This window comes from Oleiphilus sp. HI0066, assembly GCF_001635725.1.
The window spans coordinates 1-911 of the sequence record NZ_LWFH01001351.1; the positions used below are offsets into that span (position 1 = coordinate 1).

Annotated in this window: 2 protein-coding genes; one reads left to right on the forward strand and one right to left on the reverse strand. The window is 42.7% G+C overall.

Annotated features, from left to right (window positions below):
• Positions 1–211 precede the first annotated feature (211 nt).
• The gene (locus A3738_RS30070; protein ID WP_156502214.1) at positions 212–370 is read right to left on the reverse strand and encodes a hypothetical protein; all 159 of its coding nucleotides are present in this window, start codon (positions 368–370) and stop codon (positions 212–214) included.
• Between the two features lie 216 nt (positions 371–586).
• Here A3738_RS30070 and A3738_RS20315 point away from each other — a divergent pair.
• Positions 587–911: S4 domain-containing protein (locus A3738_RS20315; protein WP_255376188.1), on the forward strand; the 325-nt coding region annotated here is incomplete at its 3' end.

Below are 911 nucleotides of genomic sequence, written 5' to 3' on the forward strand. Positions count from 1 at the left end.
TAAAACGAGCATGCAAACACTAAACTCCAGGTTTTATAGCTGCTCTGTTGAACTAACATCTCATTGTAAACAGCAGGTCTTATGGTCTCTTTACAACGCAAGTCTTGTGAACTCACGGTGTCGGCCTGTGTCGTGATCATGCTTTGAATGGCTTACGAAGGCCTCTTTAAGCATCATCTAAAGATCTTTTGCGCTACGCTGTACAGCGTATTTATCCAATCATTTGTTTTGCAAACTGCGTAAAAACAAATGTTCCTTTGGGTGTTTCTCTTTTCATACCGTGAGCACAGTGAGCGCTATGCGATAGGCAGGCTTCAAGGCTTCGAACGATATGTATTACCAATGCATCACCATCATTCAACTTTGCCAACGCTTTTCTCATTGCTGTTTTTTTGCAACAAGTGCAAAGCGGCTATACTCTTTTTTCCTGCAGATTCTAGTGAAGAATGTGCGTATTTTACGGGGCTAAAGCTGTATGATTGCGGAAACGAAAATGTCGTTTCAAGCACCTTTGGATTTAAAAGGGGCCGACGCGGAAGCGAATATAGCAGTAATTGGTAGGTCGGGCAACGACTTAGAGGTGTAGGTGGCAGATCAAAAAGTAAAAGCTCAAAAACCTGAAGGACAAAAGAAGCCTTTGGGGCATGGTGTGCAATTAGTCACCATTACTGAGAAGAACGAAACTCAGCGGATCGACAATTTTTTATTGAGTGCGTGCAAGGGTGTGCCGAAGTCAAAAATTTATCGCGTGATTCGTAAAGGTGATGTGCGCATAAATAAAAAAAGATGTAAGCCAGAAACGAAGCTACAGCTCGGTGATATTGTTCGCGTTCCTCCTATGCACACAACGAACAGCGTTAACGGACAAGTTAAGGTTAGCGATTCTTTGTCTCAAGCGCTTAAAGATTCAG